Source organism: Cryobacterium sp. Y57, from assembly GCF_002929505.1.
GTDB lineage: Bacteria > Actinomycetota > Actinomycetes > Actinomycetales > Microbacteriaceae > Cryobacterium.
The window spans coordinates 175858-193809 of the sequence record NZ_PJJL01000073.1 but is presented as its reverse complement, the minus strand read 5'-3'; the positions used below and the strand labels follow the sequence as shown (position 1 = coordinate 193809).

General features: G+C 64.3%; 17 protein-coding genes. 3 read left to right on the top strand and 14 right to left on the bottom strand.

From position 1 onward, the window contains the following. Nucleotides 1-55 precede the first annotated feature (55 nt). The 14 genes from CXY72_RS18230 to rpe form a co-directional block, all read right to left on the bottom strand. Nucleotides 56-1513, bottom strand: coding sequence for a glutamate synthase subunit beta (locus CXY72_RS18230; RefSeq protein WP_104129069.1), 1458 nt, complete (start codon nt 1511-1513; stop codon nt 56-58). Beyond that, nucleotides 1506-6083, bottom strand: a complete 4578-nt coding sequence (gene gltB / locus CXY72_RS18225; protein ID WP_104129068.1) for a glutamate synthase large subunit — start codon at nt 6081-6083, stop codon at nt 1506-1508. The genes CXY72_RS18230 and gltB overlap by 8 nt, the downstream gene beginning before the upstream one ends. 149 nt (nt 6084-6232) lie before the next feature. Continuing rightward, on the bottom strand, nt 6233-7222 hold the full coding sequence (lgt, locus tag CXY72_RS18220; protein WP_370446281.1) for a prolipoprotein diacylglyceryl transferase: 990 nt from the start codon (nt 7220-7222) through the stop codon (nt 6233-6235). Nucleotides 7223-7311: 89 nt separating this feature from the next. Beyond that, complete coding sequence (gene trpA / locus CXY72_RS18215) at nt 7312-8145, bottom strand: tryptophan synthase subunit alpha (protein WP_104129066.1); 834 nt, start codon at nt 8143-8145, stop codon at nt 7312-7314. Beyond that, nucleotides 8142-9353, bottom strand: coding sequence for a tryptophan synthase subunit beta (trpB, locus tag CXY72_RS18210; protein WP_104129065.1), 1212 nt, complete (start codon nt 9351-9353; stop codon nt 8142-8144). Before trpB ends, trpA begins: the two co-directional genes overlap by 4 nt. Next, nucleotides 9354-10124 carry an indole-3-glycerol phosphate synthase TrpC gene (trpC, locus tag CXY72_RS18205; protein WP_104129064.1) on the bottom strand — a complete coding sequence of 257 codons (771 nt, stop codon included), beginning with the start codon at nt 10122-10124 and terminating at the stop codon, nt 9354-9356. 19 nt (nt 10125-10143) lie between these two features. Continuing rightward, entirely contained in the window at nt 10144-10365 is a 222-nt protein-coding gene (locus CXY72_RS18200) for a DUF6704 family protein (RefSeq protein WP_104129063.1), read from the bottom strand. A gap of 73 nt (nt 10366-10438) precedes the next feature. Further along, nucleotides 10439-11086, bottom strand: a complete 648-nt coding sequence (locus CXY72_RS18195; protein ID WP_158252630.1) for a Trp biosynthesis-associated membrane protein — start codon at nt 11084-11086, stop codon at nt 10439-10441. Nucleotides 11087-11097: 11 nt separating this feature from the next. Beyond that, nucleotides 11098-12654 (bottom strand): anthranilate synthase component I, encoded by a 1557-nt coding sequence (locus CXY72_RS18190; protein WP_104129061.1) that lies wholly within the window; start codon nt 12652-12654, stop codon nt 11098-11100. Continuing rightward, nucleotides 12651-13016 carry a phosphoribosyl-AMP cyclohydrolase gene (hisI, locus tag CXY72_RS18185; RefSeq protein ID WP_104129060.1) on the bottom strand — a complete coding sequence of 122 codons (366 nt, stop codon included), beginning with the start codon at nt 13014-13016 and terminating at the stop codon, nt 12651-12653. The genes CXY72_RS18190 and hisI overlap by 4 nt, the downstream gene beginning before the upstream one ends. Continuing rightward, complete coding sequence (gene hisF, locus CXY72_RS18180) at nt 13016-13777, bottom strand: imidazole glycerol phosphate synthase subunit HisF (protein ID WP_104129059.1); 762 nt, start codon at nt 13775-13777, stop codon at nt 13016-13018. Before hisF ends, hisI begins: the two co-directional genes overlap by 1 nt. Nucleotides 13778-13798: 21 nt before the next feature. Next, entirely contained in the window at nt 13799-14638 is an 840-nt protein-coding gene (gene hisG / locus CXY72_RS18175; RefSeq protein WP_104129058.1) for an ATP phosphoribosyltransferase, read from the bottom strand. A gap of 71 nt (nt 14639-14709) precedes the next feature. Continuing rightward, on the bottom strand, nt 14710-14973 hold the full coding sequence (locus tag CXY72_RS18170; RefSeq protein WP_092340073.1) for a phosphoribosyl-ATP diphosphatase: 264 nt from the start codon (nt 14971-14973) through the stop codon (nt 14710-14712). Beyond that, on the bottom strand, nt 14970-15653 hold the full coding sequence (rpe, locus tag CXY72_RS18165; RefSeq protein ID WP_104129057.1) for a ribulose-phosphate 3-epimerase: 684 nt from the start codon (nt 15651-15653) through the stop codon (nt 14970-14972). The genes CXY72_RS18170 and rpe overlap by 4 nt, the downstream gene beginning before the upstream one ends. A gap of 171 nt (nt 15654-15824) precedes the next feature. Here rpe and CXY72_RS18160 point away from each other — a divergent pair, with 171 nt between their 5' ends. The 3 genes from CXY72_RS18160 to CXY72_RS18150 all read left to right on the top strand — a co-directional run bounded on the left by CXY72_RS18160 (nt 15825) and on the right by CXY72_RS18150 (nt 17901). Further along, the gene (locus CXY72_RS18160; RefSeq protein WP_158252629.1) at nt 15825-16172 is read left to right on the top strand and encodes a DUF2809 domain-containing protein; all 348 of its coding nucleotides are present in this window, start codon (nt 15825-15827) and stop codon (nt 16170-16172) included. Nucleotides 16173-16897: 725 nt separating this feature from the next. After that, complete coding sequence (locus tag CXY72_RS18155) at nt 16898-17668, top strand: hypothetical protein (RefSeq protein ID WP_104129055.1); 771 nt, start codon at nt 16898-16900, stop codon at nt 17666-17668. Beyond that, nucleotides 17668-17901, top strand: a complete 234-nt coding sequence (locus CXY72_RS18150; RefSeq protein ID WP_104129054.1) for a helix-turn-helix transcriptional regulator — start codon at nt 17668-17670, stop codon at nt 17899-17901. Before CXY72_RS18155 ends, CXY72_RS18150 begins: the two co-directional genes overlap by 1 nt. Nucleotides 17902-17952: the final 51 nt, after the last annotated feature.

Sequence of the window (17952 nt, the reverse complement as noted above, 5' to 3'; positions counted from 1 at the left end):
TCCGATTTCCGCGCTCTTCAGGCGCATTTGAACGTAGGGCAGGAAGGCTAGTGAGTTACAGGGCAAACGAGCGATCTGTGGGCTTGACGGGAGACGGAAGCTGCGTCTGCCCTTCCAGAAACTCATCGACCGCAGCGGCAGCGGCGCGACCCTCAGCAATGGCCCAGACGATCAGCGACTGGCCACGGCCGGCGTCACCGGCGACGAAGACACCCTCCTGGCTGGTCTGATAGTTACCGTCACGCTCAACGTTGCCGCGCCCATCGAAAGGAACCTTCAGCTGATGGTTGAGGTCGCCCTGTTCCGGACCGGTGAATCCCATAGCGAGCAACACCAGGTCCGCCGGAATCTCCCGTTCCGAACCGGCCTTGGGAACGCGACGTCCGTCAAGGTACTCGGTCTCGGCGATGCGAATGGCGCGCACCTCGCCGAATTCGTTGGAGAGAAATTCGACCGTCGACGCGAGGTACTGGCGGGTCCCGCCCTCTTCGTGAGCGCTGGACACCTCGAACAGGGTCGGCGATATCGGCCAGGGCTGGCTCTCCGGGCGGGTGGTGCCCGGCTGCTTGCCGATCGCCAGGTTGGTGACGGATGCTGCCAGCTGGCGATGCGCGGTGCCGATGCAGTCGGCACCGGTGTCGCCACCGCCGAGCACAACGACGTGCTTGCCCTCGGCGGTGATCAACGCTTCGATGCTTCCACCGGCGCCGATCTTGTTCTGCTGAACGAGGAATTCCATGGCGAAGTGCACTCCGGGCAGATCGCGCCCCGGAATGGGCAGGTCGCGGGGAACCAACGCGCCAGTCGCCACCACGACAGCGTCATAGCGGGCCCGCAGGTCGTCCCAGGCGATGTCCACACCGATGTTGACGTTCGCGCGAAACCGGGTGCCCTCGGCGGTCATCTGGGCGAGGCGCAGCTCGAGGTGCTTCTTCTCCATTTTGAAGTCCGGAATGCCATAGCGCAGTAGCCCGCCAATGCGATCGTCCCGTTCGAACACGGCGACGGTGTGACCGGCGCGAGTGAGTTGCTGGGCTGCGGCCAGCCCGGCCGGGCCGGAGCCGACGACCGCGACGGTCTTGCCGGTCAGACGGCCGGGCGGTTGCGGCTGCACCCAGCCCTTCGCGAAGGCCTGGTCGATAATTGACACCTCGACCTGCTTGATGGTCACTGCCGGCTGGTTGATGCCGAGCACGCACGACGATTCACACGGCGCCGGGCAGAGACGACCGGTGAATTCGGGAAAATTGTTCGTCGCGTGCAGGCGTTCGATGGCCGCTCGACCCTCGTCGCGCCAGACCAGGTCGTTCCACTCGGGAATGAGGTTGCCCAGCGGGCAACCCTGGTGGCAGAACGGCACACCGCAGTCCATGCAGCGGCCGGCCTGCCGTTTGAGCACGGCACTATCACCCTGCTCGTAGACCTCTTTCCAGTCCATCAAACGGATGGCCACCGGCCGACGAGCCGGCAGCTCACGTTCCGTGGTCTTCAGGAATCCCTTCGGATCAGCCATTGGTTACCTCCAGAATTCGATTCCAGACAACGAGTCCGTCGGGATCGAGTCCCTCATCGAGTGCCGTCTGTCTGGTCTCCAGTACGGCCGCGTAGTCGCGCGGCAGCACCTTGACAAATGTATCCATGGTTTCTTCCCAGTTGTCGAGCATTCGCGTGGCCAGCGCGGAGTCGGTTTGGTCTCGATGCTGTTCGAGCAGGTCGCGCACGATCTCACGGTCGACACTGTCGAGTGCCAGCAGGCGCAACTCCCCCGAGGTCAACGCATCACGGTTGACCCGTTCGGCGGTGAGCCCGTAGACGTATGCCGTGCCGCCACTCATCCCGGCTCCGAGGTTGCGTCCGGTCTCGCCGAGGATGACCGCGAGGCCCCCGGTCATGTACTCGAGGGCGTGGTCGCCCACACCCTCCACGACGGCGATCGCGCCGGAGTTGCGCACCAGGAATCGTTCGCCGACGATGCCGCGAATGAACATGCTGCCCTGGGTAGCCCCGTAACCGATGACGTTTCCGGCGATGACGTTGTCTTCGGCGGGAAATTGGCTGGCCCGGTCGGGGCGCACGACGATCTGCCCGCCCGAGAGGCCCTTGCCGACATAGTCGTTGGAATCGCCTTCGAGCCGCAGGGTGATGCCGCTCGGCAGGAACGCTCCGAATGATTGCCCAGCAGACCCGGTGAGGGTGACCTCGATGGACCCGGCCGGCAGGCCGTTTTCGCCATGCCGCAGGGTGACCTGGTTGCCGAGCATGGTTCCGACGGCGCGCTCGGTGTTGCGGATCGGCAGGTCGATGCTGATCGTTCCGCCGTGCTCGAGCACGTTCTGGCTTCGGCGGATCAGTTCGTTGTCGAAGTGCTTGTCGAGTTCGTGCTCCTGGGAGCGGGCCCACTTGCGCGGTTCGTTCTCGGAAAAGTCCGGGCCGCTCAGAATGGGTGAGAGGTCAAGCCCCTGTGCCTTCCAGTGGTTCAGGGCACGGTTGACGTTCAGCACCTCACGGTGACCGATGGCTTCGTCCAGACTGCGGAATCCAAGCTCGGCGAGGTACTCACGAACCTCCTGGGCGATGAACTCGAAGAAGTTCACGACGTGGTCAGCCTGACCGTTGAAGCGTTTGCGCAACTCCGGGTTCTGCGTGGCGACGCCGACCGGGCAGGTGTCGAGGTGACAGACGCGCATCATGATGCAGCCCGAGACGACGAGAGGCGCGGTGGCGAAACCGAATTCCTCGGCGCCGAGCAGGGCACCAACGAGCACGTCACGCCCGGTCTTCAGCTGGCCGTCGACCTGCACGACCACGCGGTCACGCATGCCGTTGAGCATGAGCGTCTGCTGGGTCTCGGCGAGGCCGAGTTCCCACGGAGTGCCGGCGTGCTTGAGCGAGTTGACTGGGCTGGCGCCCGTTCCGCCGTCGTGCCCGCTGATCAAGATCACGTCGGAGAGTGCCTTGGCGACACCGGCCGCGACGGCACCGATACCGGACTGGCTGACCAGTTTGGTGTGGATGCGCGCCTTCGGGTTGGCCCGTTTCAGGTCGAAGATGAGCTGCTTGAGGTCTTCGATCGAGTAGATATCGTGGTGCGGTGGCGGCGAGATGAGGCCGACGCCGGCCGTGGCGTGCCGGGTGCGGGCGATCCACGGGTACACCTTGGTGGGAGGAAGCTGACCGCCCTCACCGGGCTTGGCACCCTGGGCAAGTTTGATCTGGATGTCATCAGCGTGGGTCAGGTACATGCTCGTCACGCCGAATCGGCCCGACGCCACCTGCTTCACCGCGCTCCGCCGGGTCGGGTCGAGTAGACGGTCGAGGTCTTCGCCGCCTTCGCCGGTGTTGGACTTACCGCCGAGGCGGTTCATGGCAATCGCGAGGGTCTCGTGCGCTTCCTGCGAAATGGAGCCGTAGCTCATCGCGCCGGTGGAGAACCGTTTGACGATCTGGGAGACCGATTCGACCTCGTCAAGGGGTACCGGGGGGCGCTGGCCGGGGCTGAGCGTGAACATGCCCCGCAGCGTCATCAGCGATTCGGCCTGATCGTCGACCATCTTCGTGTATTCACGGAAGATGTCGTAGCGCCGGGTGCGGGTGGCGTGCTGCAGACGGAAAATGGTCTCCGGGTTGAACAGGTGCGGGGCCCCGTCCCGACGCCACTGGTATTCGCCGCCGGTCGCGAGGCGTTCGTGGGCGGTGACGGCGGCATCCATCGGATACGCGGATGCGTGCCGCGCCAGGTTTTCGACACCGATCACGTCGATGTCGACGCCGCCGAGCTTGCTCGTCGTTCCGGTGAAGTACTGGTCGACGAAGGACTGGGCGAGGCCAACGGCTTCAAAGGTTTGCGCGCCGGCGTAGGACGACACGGTGGAGATGCCCATCTTGGACATGATTTTGAGCACGCCCTTACCGAGGGCTTTGATGACGTTGCGCACCGCCTTTTCGGGCGTGACGTTGGTGATGATTCCGCTGCGCACGAGGTCTTCGCAGGTTTCCATTGCCAGGTACGGGTTGACGGCGGACGCGCCGTAGCCGATCAGCAGCGCCACGTGGTGCACCTCGCGCACGTCGCCGGCCTCGACGACGATCCCGACCCTCATACGGTGTTCGGTGCGAATCAGGTGGTGGTGCACGGCAGCGATCATGAGCAGCGATGGGATGGGTGCGAGGTCTTTGTTGGAGTCGCGGTCACTCAGCACGATGAACAACGCACCGGCCGCGATGGCTTCGTCGACCTCAACACAGATGGCAGCAAGGCGCTCTGACAGCGCGTCGGTGCCTTCTTCGACGCGGTAGAGGCCACGAATGGTCGTGGTGGTGCGGCTGCCGACGACCGGGTCGATGTGCTGGATCTTCGCCAGTTCGTCGTTATCGATGACCGGAAAATTCAAAATGACCTGGCGGGCGTGCTCCGGACCGGCGGAGAGCAGGTTGCGTTCCGGCCCGAGAGCGAGCTTGAGGCTTGTGACGACTTCTTCGCGAATCGAGTCGAGCGGGGGGTTGGTGACCTGCGCGAACTGTTGGGTGAAGTAGTCGAACATGAGGCGTGGGCGGTCGCTGAGCACGGCGATAGGGGTGTCGCTACCCATGGCGCCCAGCGGTTCAGCACCGGTTCTGGCCATCGGGGCGAGCAGAATGCGCACCTCTTCTTCGGTGTAGCCGAAGGTGCGCTGACGACGCACGACGGATGCCGGCGGGTGCACGATGTGCTCTCGCTCCGGGAGGTCCTCGAGGTTGATGCGCCCCTTCTCGAGCCAATCTCCCCACGGTTCGCTCGCGGACAGTTCTGCTTTGATCTCCCGGTCGTCGATGATGCGGCCGGCCTTGGTGTCGACCAGGAACATCTGTCCGGGGCGCAAGCGGCCCTTACGCACGACGCGGGCCGGGTCGATGCCGAGCACGCCGATTTCGCTCGCGAGCACAACGAGGCCGTCGTCGGTGACGAGGTAGCGTCCGGGGCGCAGGCCGTTGCGGTCGAGCGTTGCCCCTACCAGGGAACCATCGGTGAAAACGATCGCGGCTGGGCCGTCCCACGGCTCCATGAGCATGGAATGGTATTCGTAGAAGTCACGACGTTCGTCGTCGAGGTCGGTCTGGTTCTCCCACGCCTCGGGCACCATCATCATGATCGCGTGTGGCAGCGATCGACCGGACAGGCTGAGCAGTTCGACGACCTCATCGAAGGAGGCCGAGTCGCTCGCGCCCGGGGTGACGATCGGCAGCAGTGGCGCGACGTCGCCGAGCAGCTCGGATTCGAGTTGGGACTGGCGCGCACGCATCCAGTTGCGGTTGCCCTGCACCGTGTTGATCTCGCCGTTGTGGGCGATCATGCGGAACGGCTGGGCCAGGGGCCAGGACGGGAACGTGTTTGTGGAATAGCGGGAGTGCACGAGGGCGAGTGTCGAGACGAAGCGTTCGTCGGACAGGTCGGGGTAGAACGGTTCGAGCTGCAGGGTCGTGACCATGCCCTTGTAGACCAGGGTGCGACTGGACAGCGAGACGAAGTAGATCTCCAGTTCGCGTTCGGCACGCTTGCGCAGCCGAAACGTCTGCCGATCCAGCGCGATATCCGAAAACGGGTCGCCGGATTCGGTGGTGCGGGCGCTCTGCACGAACAGCTGCTGGATGGCGGGCATATTGGCGCGGGCCTGGATGCCGAGGTCTTCCGGGTGCACCGGAACCTCGCGCCAGCCGAGGATGGTGAGGCTTTCCTCGTCAGCGATCAGGCTGATTGCGCGTTTGATCCTGGTGCGCGCGGTCGGGTCGGTCGGTAGGAACACGTTGCCGACGGCGTACTGACCCGTCGGGGGAAGCGCGAAATCCGTCACGGCGCGCAGGAACGCATCCGGTACCTGCGTGATGATGCCGGCGCCGTCACCGGTGCCGGCGTCGGAGCCGACCGCACCGCGGTGCTCGAGGTTGCGCAGGGCATCGAGGGCCTGGGTGATGATGTCGTGACCGGCGGTTCCCCGCAGGGTCGCCACCATGGCCAGCCCGCACGCGTCGCGTTCGGCCGACGGGTCGTACAGACCGGATGCTTCGGGCATGCTGCTGAAGCGGGAATAGAGAGGTTTCTGCGCCATGGAGACCGTCCTCACGAAATGATTGGCTGTAAGGGACGACGTTGGCCCGATGGTGAAGTGTGCAGGAGACCGGAGCGGCGCCCTGTTCGGGCCGGGCCCACAACCGGGCGCCGCTACGGGTATGTCAGCTGGGATTGGCAGACGTGAGACTACAGACGCGGAGCGCTCGTGCTTGTGGCTGCGGTCGCGGGTGATTCGGGGTGATCGGCATCATCGCTCTGATCCGCGGTGGTGTCGTCTTCTGGTTCCGAATCGCTGTCTTCGAATTCTACCCCAGCGTCAGGCGCAATCCATTCCCGGCCGGAAACATACGGGCTGGACTCAAGGCCTGGGTGGCGGTGACGCTGCACGAGAATGATGACCAGACCGAGTGCGATGGCTGCCAGGGCAGCCCAGACGTTGGTTCGGATACCGAAGTAGATCTCGCTCGGGTCGATGCGAATCGACTCAAAAAAGCTGCGTCCCAGTCCGTACCAGATGAGGTAGGCACCCAGGGTCTGACCGAACCGCAAACGGAATTTGCGTTCGAGGTAGAGGATGACGGCCACACCGAGCAGGTTCCAGATGATTTCATAGAGAAAAGTCGGGTGGAACAGCGTGCCGGCCGGCAGCCCGACCGGGAAGGCAACATTGTTTGGTTCGATTTCGAGGCCCCAGGGCAGGGTCGTCGGCAGGCCGAACAGTTCGTGGTTGAACCAGTTGCCGAGCCGGCCGGTGGCCTGCGCGACGAGCAGCGCTGGCGCGACAGCATCGGCGAACGTCCAAAAGCGGATGCCCGCCAGCCGGCAGCCGATATACGCGCCGACGGCGCCACCGATCAATGATCCGAAGATGGCGTTACCGCCCTCCCAGATGTACAGGGTGCGCAGCAGGTCGGCGCCTTCAAAGAAGTAGTCCCCCGGGTGGGTGAGTACGTGGTAGACGCGCGCCCCGACGATACCGAGCGGGACCGCCCAGAGGATGATGTCGAGTACGACGCCCGGTTCCGCGCCACGCTTGGTCAGGCGACGCGAGGTGATGATGGTCGCCAGGATGATTCCGGCAAGGATGCACAACGCGTACGCATGGATGCGGAACGGGCCGACATCGAAGAAGCTCCACTCAGGGCTCGGGATACTCGCGCTCAGAAGAAGATTCACAGACACCGGGGTACTACCTTTCATCGTGACTCACGTCACCTGGGGCGAATCGATCGCCGCGAACAATTGAGTGTAGAGCGCGCCTGGATTTACCGGGGGGCTGACGCCGGGCGAATATTGTTAGCGCCCGCAGCCAGGTCGAGTGCCAGACGGGCGACAGCTTGTACTCCCCCGTCGGTGAGTGCTTTCACGAGGGCTGACCCGACAATGGCGCCGTCGGCATAGCCGAGAATTTCCCGCACCTGCTCGGGGGTGGAAATGCCGAGGCCGACGCATGCACTCGTGCAGCCGACCCCGCGCAGGCGCTCCACCAATATGCGGGCGGCCGCGTCCACGCCGGCGCGAGCGCCAGTGGTTCCCATCGTCGAGACGGTGTAGACGAAGCCGCGGCTCGCCTCGATCGCCTGCACCAGGCGTGCGTCAGACGACGATGGTGCGGCCAAAAAGACGCGGTCGAGGTCGGTGCGTTCGCTTGCGCTCATCCAGTCGTCGGCTTCGTCGGGAATGAGGTCTGGAGTGATCAGTCCGGCACCGCCAGCGGCGCGCAGGTCGTCGGCGAATCGTTCAACGCCGTACTGCAGGACGGGGTTCCAGTAGGTCATGACCAGAACGGGGGCATCGACCTGCGCGGTGATGGCCCGGATAGCCTCGAACCCGTGGCGCAGCTTGAATCCGTTGGCCAGCGCCTGTTGGGTGGCCGCCTGGATCACGGCGCCGTCCATCACCGGGTCGGAGTAGGGCAGGCCGAGTTCGATGATGTCGACGCCGTTGGCCACGAGCGCCACCGCAGCATCGATGCTGTCGGTCAGCGTGGGGAAACCCACCGGAAGATAGCCGATGAGGGCTCCCCCGCCCTCGGAGCGCTTCCGGGCGATGGTGTGTTCGACCGTGCTCACAGCGCCGCTGGTGATGGGGGTCGTCATGACTGTTCCGCGCCTTCGTCGAGCAGGTCGAAGTACCGACCGGCTGTTTCCATGTCTTTGTCGCCGCGACCGCTGAGGTTGACCAGGATGGTTGCCTCCGGGCCGAGCGCGCGACCAAGTTCGAGGGTGCCGGCGAGGGCATGGGACGACTCGATCGCCGGAATGATACCCTCGGTGCGACTCAGCAGCCGCAGGGCGCTCATTGCCTCGTCGTCGGTGATCGGCAGATAGGTGGCCCGGCCGATGCTGGCAAGCCAGGCGTGCTCTGGCCCGACCCCCGGGTAGTCGAGGCCCGCCGAAATGGAGTGCGAATCAACGGTTTGACCGTCTTCGTCCTGCAGCAGCATGCTGCGGGCTCCGTGCAGCACGCCTGGGCGGCCCTTCGTGATGGTCGCCGCGTGTCTGGGCGTTTCGACGCCGTCGCCAGCCGCTTCATAGCCGAACAGGGCGACATCGGGGTCGTCGAGGAAGGCATCGAAAATCCCCATGGCGTTGGAACCGCCGCCAACGCAGGCGGTGACCGCGTCGGGCAGGCTGCCGGTCAGATCGAGAACCTGCTTGCGGGCCTCTTCACCGATGATTTTTTGAAAGTCACGCACCATGGCGGGGAACGGATGCGGTCCGGCTACGGTCCCGAAAATGTAGTTGGTGGTGTCGACGTTGCTGACCCAGTCGCGCATGGCGTCGTTGATGGCGTCCTTGAGGGTGCGCGAGCCGGTTTTCACGGGAACGACCTCGGCGCCGAGCAAACGCATGCGGGCGACGTTGAGGGCTTGACGTTCGGTGTCGACCTCGCCCATGTAGACGACGCACTCCAGCCCGAACAGGGCCGCGACGGTGGCCGTGGCCACACCGTGCTGGCCAGCCCCGGTTTCCGCGATCACACGGGTCTTGCCGATGCGCTGGGTGAGAAGGGCCTGGCCGAGGGCGTTGTTGATCTTGTGCGAACCGGTGTGGTTGAGGTCTTCGCGCTTGAGGATGATGCGGGCGCCACCGGCATATTCGGCGAAGCGCGGCACCTCGGTGATGATGGAAGGGCGACCGCTGTAGTTCATGTGCAACGTCATCAAGGCCGCGGCGAAAGCCGGATCGTTCTTGGCGAGTTCGTACTCCGCCGTCAGTTCATCAAGTGCCGCCACGAGGGATTCGGGCACGAACCTGCCGCCGAAGTCACCGAAATACGGGCCGGGCTGTGTACGTAGAGACATTTAGACCGCCAAAAACTCAGAGAGGGTTCGGATGGGATCGCTCGTGACGAGCGCTTCGCCGACCAGGACGACATCGGCGCCCGCGCCACGGTAGTGCGCGACGTCGGCGGCTGTCTTGACGGCGGATTCGGCGACACGGATGACGCCGGACGGAATTGTGCCGGCCAGAGTGCCGAAGAGGTTCGGATCGAGCTCAAAGGTGGACAGGTTACGCGCGTTGACCCCGACCAGGCTGGCTCCGATGTCGAGAGCGCGACTGACTTCGTCGCCGCTGTGCGTTTCGACCAGGGCGGTCATGCCGAGCTCGTGGATGAGCGCGTGCAGCGAGAGCAGCGTGGCTTGATCGAGGGCGGCGACGATGAGCAACACCAGATCGGCGCCCGCAGCGCGGGCCTCGAACACCTGGTACGGCGTGCCGATGAAATCCTTGCGTAGGAGGGGAAGGCTCACCGCAGCCCGCACCTGCTCCAGGTCGGTCATGGAGCCGTGAAAACGGCGACCCTCGGTGAGCACGCTGATAGCACTGGCCCCACCGGTTTCATAGGAGACTGCCAGGGCTGCCGGATCGGTGATGGACGCCAGGGCGCCACGGCTCGGGCTGGCCCGCTTGATTTCTGCGAGAATCTTGACTCGGTCAGTGGGGGCCAGGGCTGCCAAGGCATCGAGGGCGGGCGCGTGGGCGCGCGCCGCAGCCTCCACGCTCGCCAGCGGGCGAGTGAGGAGGCGCTGTTCGGCGTCAGAGAGCGCGCCGGCGAGAAGTTCTTGGAGCACCAGGTCTCAGCGCCGACGGCTAGTGGCCGGTCGACGTGGCGCTGACGCCGTAGCCGACTTTACCGAGAACGTAGCCGACGATGAGCCCGGCAATAAGCAATCCGAAGGAGGCCCAGACGAGCCAGACCAGGTTGAAGAAGAATGCTGTGGTGCCGATAGTGAAGGCAGCCAGCATGATGATGACCGCGATCCAAGCCGCCGGGGAGTGGCCGTGTCCGGGATCTGACAGATCGATGCTCATGGTTCTCCTCGTGAATGCGTAAGCCTGTATGCGTTGACAAGCAACCCAAGTCTAGCGGAGCGGCAGCGCGTCCCTAGCGAGCGGTCGGGTCTTCGCCGCGACTGAGATCGTCCCAGTCACCGACGGAGTCCGCCGGTGCGGGCTCGGTCGACACATCATCGGTCACGGGCGAAGCTGGCAGGGAACCGTCGGGGGCGACTACCGGTTCAAAACGCACGCCCTGGTATTTACGGGTCGGCCCGGGCCACCGTGCACTCGTCATGATGACGCTCACACCGGTCGCCACCATAATGACCGCGGCGCCCATTGCGACGAACGGCCACGCGGTGACCACCGTGCCGAGAACGCCCAGCTGAATGGACTCGTGTCCGGCAACTCCGGTCGCGGCGGTGACCGCAGCGGCACTGGCCTGGGAGGGATCCTCGACCGCGAGGTAGGCGGCGAGAAACACCGAGAATCCGAGAAGAACTTCGAGCGCACCGAGCACGACCCGGATGAACCGCCCCGCGATAGTGAGGGCCGCGGCGAGGGCGAACCCGGAGAGCGCCAGCGCCGTCAGGGCCGGCGCGGCGATGGCTCCGTCGATTTGGAGTACCTGGGTTCCAGCGTCGGGCAGCCCCACTTCAGCGTGCACCCACACCTGCGTCCAGGCGAGCATTGCCAGGGCGCTCGCGCCCAAAATGGTGAGAATGAGCACGAGTTTGAGGCGACGCGGAGACATCCGTTTGCTCATTAGAACACTCGCCGCATCGCGTTGGCGATAGCGACAGCGCGCAGGGGGGCTGCCGCTTTGTTCTGCGACTCCGCATACTCGGAGGCCGGATCGGAATCGGTGACGACGCCGCCGCCGGCCTGCACTCGGGCGATGCCGTCCTTGATGGTGGCGGTACGGATGGCGATAGCCAGGTCGGCGTCGCCGGCGAAGCCGAAGTAGCCGACCACTCCCCCGTACACGCCACGCTGGGCCGGTTCGAGGGCGTCGATGATCTCGAGCGCCCGCGGTTTCGGCGCGCCCGACAGGGTGCCGGCCGGGAACGTGGCACGGAAGACGTCGATCGCGGTCTTGCCGGGAACCAGGTTGCCCTCGACCGAGGACACCAGGTGCATGATGTGACTGAACCGTTCGATCCGCATGAATTCGGTCACTTCGACCGACCCGGCCGCGCAGACCTTGAGCAGGTCGTTGCGGGCAAGATCGACGAGCATGAGATGCTCGGCACGTTCCTTGGGGTCTTCGGCGAGCTCGATCGCGAAGTCGGCGTCGGCATCCGGTGTGGTGCCACGGGGTTTCGAGCCAGCGATCGGGTGGGTGAAGACGCGTTGGTCTTGCACCTTGACGAGCGCTTCGGGCGAGGACCCCACGATCCAGTACGGGTCGCCGTTCGGCGTTTCCAGGCTGAGCAGGTACATGTATGGGCTCGGGTTGAGGCTGCGCAGCACCCGGTAGACGTCGATGGGGTGTGCGGTGCAGACCTGGTCGAAACGCTGGGAGATGACGACCTGAAACACGTCGCCGTCGACGATGTGCTGTTTGCCGACGTTGACGGCGGCGAGAAAATCGTCTCGCGTGGTGCGGTGGAGGGGCGCGCTCGGCGCCTGCAGGTCAACCTCGGCCAGCCAGGCTTCTCCGGGCGCGGCGAGACGGGTTTGCAGTGAATCCAGTCGTGTGCTCGCGTCAGCCCAGAGCTTTTCGGGGGTGTCGGCACCGTCGTTGAGCACGTTGGCGATGAGCTGCACGGTTCCGTACTTGTGGTCGAGGACAACGAGGTCGGCGACGAAGCTGAAGGATTGGCCTGGCACGTCGTAGTCGGCCGGCGGCTGGTGCGGCAGGCGTTCGATCTGGCGAATCGCCTCCCAGCCGATGAAGCCGACCAGTCCGCCCGTGAGTGGAGGATGCTCGGGCAGCCTGGGCGTCTGCCAGCGTTCGAACAAGTAGGCCAGAGCATCGAGCGGTCCGAGATCGGCTGCGGAACCGAGCGCACGCTCGGCAGAGAGCCCATAGTCGATCCATCGGGTGTCGTCGCCCTGCTGGGTGAGCACACCAAACGAGGAGACACCGACAAAGGAGAACCGAGACCAGATGCCGCCCTGTTCGGCGGACTCGAGCAAAAAGCTACCCGGCAGCCCCTCGGCGAGCTTGCGGTAGATGCCGACGGGGGTCTCACCGTCGGCGAATAGTTCCCGGATCACCGGGATTACCCGGTGCTCCCCGGTCAACGCGTCAAACTGATGGCGCGTCGTCGAACCGGCGGTACGGGAACCGGTTGCCACTGGGATACCGTCACTCATTCCATCGGCCTGTTCATGGTGGTCGCGCCCAGGTCGCGGCCGTCGAAGCAGGTATGCGTTCCGGTGTGACACGCCGCTCCAACCTGGTCGACCTGCACGAGCAGTGTGTCGCTATCGCAGTCGAAGGCGGCGGACTGCACATACTGAGCGTGGCCGGAGGTGTCGCCCTTACGCCAGAATTCCTGCCGACTGCGCGACCAGAACGTGACGCGGCCCTCGGTGAGGGTGCGGCGCAGCGCTTCCCGGTTCATCCACCCGAGCATGAGCACTTCATGGGTGTCCCACTGCTGGATGACGGCGGGCAGCAGCCCGTTGTCACTGAATACAGCGGCATCCAGCTGATCGGTCAGTTCGTTGGTCATCAGCGCACCAGCATTCCGGCGTCGGCGAGCTCACGCTTGACGTCGCCTATGGTCAATAATTCATTGTGAAAAACAGACGCCGCGAGAACGGCATCCGCGCCGGCTCGGATCGCCGGGGGAAAGTCTTCTACCCGCCCGGCGCCACCGGAGGCGATCACCGGAACCCGACTATTCGCGCGCATGAGCGCAATCAGGTCGGTATCGAAACCGGCCTTGGTACCGTCGGCGTCGATCGAGTTGACCAGGAGTTCTCCGGCACCGAGCTCGATCGCTTGCCGGGCCCAGGCCACGGCATCCAGGTCGGTCTCGGTACGACCACCGTGCGTGGTGACGACGAAACCGCTCTCGGTGCGTTCGGACCGTTTCACGTCGAGGCTCAACACGAGTACCTGAGCGCCGAACCGGTCGGCGATTTCAGCGATGAGGGCGGGCCGGGCAATGGCCGCGCTGTTGACGCCGACCTTGTCGGCGCCGCTCGCCTGCAACCGGGAGACGTCTTCGACACTGCGGATGCCGCCGCCGACCGTCAACGGAATGAAGACTTGCTCAGCGGTGGCGCGCACCACGTCATAGGTCGTTGAGCGGTTGTCTACCGTGGCCGTGACGTCGAGAAAAGTCAGTTCGTCGGCACCCTGCTCGTAGTAGCGTCGCGCCAGTTCGACCGGGTCGCCGGCGTCACGCAGGTTCTGAAAGTTGACGCCCTTGACGACACGACCGTTGGCCACGTCAAGGCAGGGAATGACGCGCACACTCAAACTCATGCGAGTTCTCCTCTCACCGGGTTACAAACGGGCGTTGTGGATGGTGGTGACGAGAATGGCCCGGGCCCCGAGGGCGTAGAGGGCATCCATCACGTTATTCATGTCGACACGGCCGATCATGACCCGAACGGCGGCCCACTCCGGGTCGTGAAGGGAGGAAACCGTCGGCGATTCGATGCCGGGCGCAAGCGCTGCGGCCGCATCGAGCAGGGCAACGGGAATGTCGTAGTCGAGAAGCACGTACTGGCGGGCCACGAGCACGCCCTGGAGACGGCGGAGCAGAGTGTCGATTCCAGCCTTGTCGTTGGTGGAGCTGATCAGAACGGCGGTGGACTCGAGGATGACCGGTCCGAAGATCTCGAGGCCGGCTTTGCGCAGGGTCGTCCCGGTGGAGACGACGTCGGCGACGGCATCCGCTACCCCGAGCTGAACCGCCGATTCGACCGCGCCATCGAGTTCAACCAGTTCGACGGTCACCGAGTGCGTGGCGAGAAAGCGTTCGACCAAACCCGGGTAGCTCGTGGCGACGCGCAGGCCGTCGAGGTCGGTCAGCTCGGTGAAGCGACCGGCCGGCCCGGCAAAGCGGAAGGTCGAGTCTCCAAAGTCGAGGCTGGCGATCTCCACGGCTTTCGAGTGCGAGTCGAGCAGCAGGTCGCGTCCGGTGATGCCGACGTCGAGGGCGCCGGAACCGACGTAGGTGGCGATGTCACGGGGGCGAAGGTAGAAAAATTCGACGCCGTTGCGCGGGTCGGCGGTGACAAGGTCGCGGGGGTCGCGGCGACCGGTATAGCCGGCTTCAGCAAGCATCTGCGCGGCGGTTTCAGATAACGAGCCCTTGTTGGGCACGGCAATTCTCAGCATAGGGATACTCTCTTGGTTTTTTTCACACGACTATTTGGTGAATACGAGCCAGCGGCGCACGCTGGTGCGGATCACAAATGTCGGTAGATATCGGCCGGAGAGAGGCCCTTGGCGATCATCATGACCTGCAGGTGGTAGAGCAGCTGGGAGATTTCCGCGGAGGTTTCGTCGTCGCTTTGAAACTCGGCGGCCATCCAGACTTCGGCGGCTTCCTCAACAATTTTCTTGCCGATGGCGTGCACGCCGGCGTCGAGTTCGCGCACGGTACCGGAGCCCTCTGGACGAGTGGCGGCCTTGTCGCTCAGTTCTACGAAAAGGTCATCGAATGTTTTCACAGCTCTAGGTTACCCGCCCCGTGCCGGTGGCTGGCCGCGCGCTCCCGCAGCAGGCCGATCTGGGCGGCCGGATTCTCGGCCCCGAACACGCTGGAACCTGCCACGAAGGTGTCGGCGCCGGCCATGGCTGCGATCTCGATAGTCTGTGCGGTAATGCCGCCGTCCACCTGCAACCAGACGTCGAGGCCGGTCTTTTGTACTGCTGTGCGCAACTGAACCAGCTTCGGCATGGTCGATTCCATGAAGCTCTGGCCGCCGAATCCGGGTTCTACAGTCATCACCAGCACCTGGTCGAATTCGGAAAGCAGTTCGAGATATGGTGCGACATCGGTGCCCGGTTTCAGAGCGATGCCGGCGCGCGCGCCGATCTGTCGCAGGCTACGGGCCAAAGCGACGGGCTCGGTCGTGGCCTCGGCGTGGAAGGTGACCGAGTAGGCCCCGGCCTCGGCGTAGCCGGGCGCCCACCGCTCGGGATCGTCGATCATCAAGTGGATGTCCAGCGGCAGCGGCGATACCTGCTGCAAGCGTTCGACCATTCCCAGCCCGAAGGTGAGGTTTGGAACGAAGTGATTGTCCATGATGTCGACGTGCACGAGGTCGGCGGAGCGGATGCGACCCAGCTCGCTCTCAATATTGACGAAATCGGCGGCGAGAATGCTCGGATTGATGCGGTTAGCCATCCGCTCAGTTTATCGAGCCCAGCGCGGCACACGGTTGCCCCAGGACCGTGCCGCGGGACGGTCCCCTATCCTCAAGGGATGGAACGCTCGGAATCCCCGTATTCGCGTGGGACGAGACCCGCGTCGAGGAGCAGACGGAGCCTCCTGGCTTCCGGCGCTGTCATCACGGGCATGGGGTTGACAATTCATTTCACCAACAATGGACCGGTCGGTGATTTCGCTGCCGACGCTCTGTACGCGGTGCTGACCTACCTGGCCGTTTCGTTCATCGTTCCACGCTTTCGACCTCAGGTCAGTGCAACGGTCGCCTACTTGGTTTGCGTGACGATCGAGGCAACCCAACTATCCCCAGGGCCGGCTGCCCTGGCCGATGTCTTTCCGCCGGCCAGACTCATTCTCGGCACGACGTTTGCGCCGGTGGATCTCCTCGCCTATGCCGTGGGGGTGTCAGCCGTCCTGGTCTGCGACAGGCTCATTCCACAACGCCGCACGCGATCGATCCGGTCAACCGCCAGGTAGCAGTTACGGAATGCGCTCGTGCAAGCGGCACTCACCGTGGTCGAGGCGCCACAATCTACATCCGCGCTAGTCGATCTTGCCGACACCTCTACGTGCACGACGTGGCGCGGTCTCGGCGTCGTACACGTGGGGCGGGCGCCTACTTTTCCCACTTGGGTTTTTCGGCAGGGGTGGCGGCGCGGTTTTGGCCGGCGGCGCGCCAGGTTTGGGTGGGGTCGAACACAAGGGGCCGCAGACCCCGGGCCGGCCGTCTCGCATGGTGATGTCCGAGCCAGAGGTCTCGATACTCACACGCCCGGCGTTGCAGAGCAGCACAGCATTGTCGATATCGGCAGGTCCGCCCGTGCGCCGGGGCCTCACCGCGGCGCAGACCCGTCCGGTGCATTATGAAAAAACCTGAAATTGAGTGCAAACTTGCTCAAAGAAAAAACCTCCCCGACCCGGCCTTAGTGCGAGTTATCGACCAAATTTTCGAAAGTACCAGAAGCTATGCACAGGCAGAAACAAGGAGACGGCGAGCATAAAGTTCCTCGCGCTGCCGCGCGGCGCTCCGAGCGCCACCACTGCTCGACACTGGGCAGCATGCTTGGTCATCGCTCGGGGCGCATTTCGCGCTGTCTAAATCGTGTTAGCGTTTATCGTTATGTATCGACAAACGTTATGGTGTAAGGGTCCAGCATGATGCTGATTCAACACGACACGAAGAACTCTGAAATGACACGCTGATGGCGGCTCTAACCTGGTGGACTGCTCTCCTCGTCTTACTCGTGCTCGGCACCATAGCGACCGTCGTGGTAATCGAACGTCGATCGGGATCTCGACCGGGCACCGATGTCGGCCCCACCAAGGCGGTGCGGGCCACCAGAATCATCGCGATCCTCTATGCGGTGGTGACGGTGTTTAGAACTGTAGCCGATGCCCTGCAACGGCTACTCAGCGACGCTGTGAGTGTGCGGCTGCCCGTCAAGCCATTCTGGCCCAGCCTGCCGAACACGGTTGAGGTCACGGGGACGACCGCCGACGTTGTGGGTGGAGGGTTCGACCACGCTGTGGTGACCGTGGCAGGGCTGGACACTGCCACCCGCGTCTGGCTGGCAGCCGGCGACGCGCTTCAGGGAGCGACGAACGTTGTGATCGCTGTCGTTGTTGTTATGCTCTGCACGAGCATCATCAGGCTGGATCCGTTCCGTCCGGCGCTGACCCGCGGCATCAACCTGACCGCGACCTCGATCATCGTCGGCGGCCTTGGCTGGCAGGTGTGTGATGCTGTCGCGGGCGGCCTCGCCTCCTCTCAGGTACTCAGGGCAACCGGGTGGAGTCTGGACACAGCCGAGATCGACTGGACTGATATTCGTCAGGTCATCGGGCTGCCGATGGCAGGCCACGAATGGACTCTGGATTTCTGGCCGATCTGGGTGGGCCTGGCCCTGTTCGCCGTAGCCGCGGTATTTCGATACGGGCAGAAGTTGCAAAGAGACTCCGACGGGCTCGTCTGATGCCCGCGGTTCCCGATGAGGACTCCGGTATTCATTGCCGGCTCGACGAGCTCCTCGAGCAGCGTGGCATGACCCTGACGCGGCTCAGCTCCCTCGTGGGCGTCAGCATCGTCAACCTGTCGGTGCTGAAGAACGACCGAGCCAGAGCCATCCGGTATTCAACCTTGCGGGCGATCTGTGATGCGCTCGACTGCGATGTAGGAGATCTGCTGGTGGTGGGACCCAGCGCCTGATCTCGGTAGCCGCTACGGTAACGGGCGTGCCGCGCACCCGTTTCGGGAGCG